Source organism: Micromonospora sp. CNZ297 (assembly GCF_007827625.1).
On sequence record NZ_VISU01000066.1, the window covers coordinates 1 to 1,466 of the forward strand.

Annotated in this window: 1 protein-coding gene; it reads right to left on the minus strand. The window is 70.3% G+C overall.

What is annotated here, in order from left to right; all coding sequences use genetic code 11:
* Positions 1 to 24: 24 nt before the first annotated feature.
* Positions 25 to 1,224, minus strand: coding sequence for an IS110 family RNA-guided transposase (locus tag FB454_RS34690; RefSeq protein ID WP_145824278.1), 1,200 nt, complete (start codon positions 1,222 to 1,224; stop codon positions 25 to 27).
* Positions 1,225 to 1,466: the final 242 nt, after the last annotated feature.

A 1,466-nucleotide genomic window follows, 5' to 3' on the forward strand; every position in this document is an offset into this window, starting at 1 on the left:
TGGGGGGTGTCCCTATGGGTTTCGTCAAGCGGGGACGGGGCTGGTGGGGCGTGGTTGGTAGGGGATCTTGTCGCGGAGCATGGCGAACAGGACGTCGCAGCGGCGGCGGGCGAGGCAGATGAGGGCGGCGTTGTGGCGTTTGCCTTCGGCTCGTTTGCGGTCGTAGTAGGCGCGGCTGGTGGGGTCGGCGAGGGCGGCGAACGCGGCGAGGAAGAAGGCGCGTTTGAGGTTCTTGTTGCCGCCGCGGGGTGGGTGTTCGCCGCGGATGCTGCTGCCGGATCGTCGGGTGACGGGGGCGAGGCCGGCGTAGGCGGCGAGGTGGCCGGGGGTGGGGAAGGCGGTGCCGTCGCCGACTTCGAGCAGGATCCGGGCTGCGGTCCTGACGCCGATGCCGGGCATCGAGGTCAGGACCGGGGCGAGAGGGTGAGCATCAAGCATCCTCTCGACCTCGCCGGCGGTCTGGTCGCGTTGTCGCAGGACATCGCGGAGGCTGTCAGCCAGGCGGGGCAGGATCGTCTCCGCAGCCTGGGTGCCCGGGACGGTGACGGTCTGCTCGTCGAGGGCGGTCAGGATCTGCTCGACCAGGCGTTCGCCCATGCGGGGTGCGTGGACGGCGGCGATCGAGACAAGTTTGCGGCGACCGGCCTTGCGCAGTCCGACGGGGCCGCCGCAGCGCGACAGCAGCTCCAGGACCGCCTTGTGGTGAATCTTAGGGCCGAGGACCCGTTCCAGAGCGGGATGGATCTGGGTGAGCAGCCCACGGATCCGGTTGGACACGCGGGTGGCTTCGCCGGCGAGATCGTCGTCGAACCCGACCAGCACCTCCAGCTCCGCGAGGGCTTCATCGCCGACGTCGACCCGCCGCAGCGTGTGGGGCAGGGTGCGGGCCGCGTCAGCGATGACGTAGGCGTCACGGGCGTCTGTCTTCGCGGTGCCGGGATGCAGGTCGGCGATGCGGCGCATGGCCAGGCCGGGCAGGTAGGCCACCTGATGCCCGGCCGCCCGAGCCACCGCCACGGGCAGGGCGCCGATCGAGGCGGGCTGGTCGACCACCACCAGCACCCGACCGTGGCGGGCGAGCTTGCCGAATAGCTGCCTCAGCCGGACCTCGGTGTTCGGCAACGCCGCGTCATGCAGCCGCTTGCCATCGGGCGCCAACCCGACCGCATGGTGATCGCCCTTACCGACGTCCAAGCCGAGGTAGACGCCGTATCCGTCGTGCACCAGACCCGCCTCCACGCATCGTCCGTGGCCTCGGCCGCTGATCCAGGCGTCGGACTGCCGGCAGCCACGTTACGAAGAGACCTACCCCAACACGGGTGGCCGTGTCCCTATCAGCGGTCCACCGACGCCACCCGACCCGGCGACAACACCCCCCGGATCATCCGAACGACAGGGGCAGGAAGTCATACCGGGCCGGGCGACCGAGGAGTCCCCGGCTGGGGACGATCAAAAAGGTAACGGGC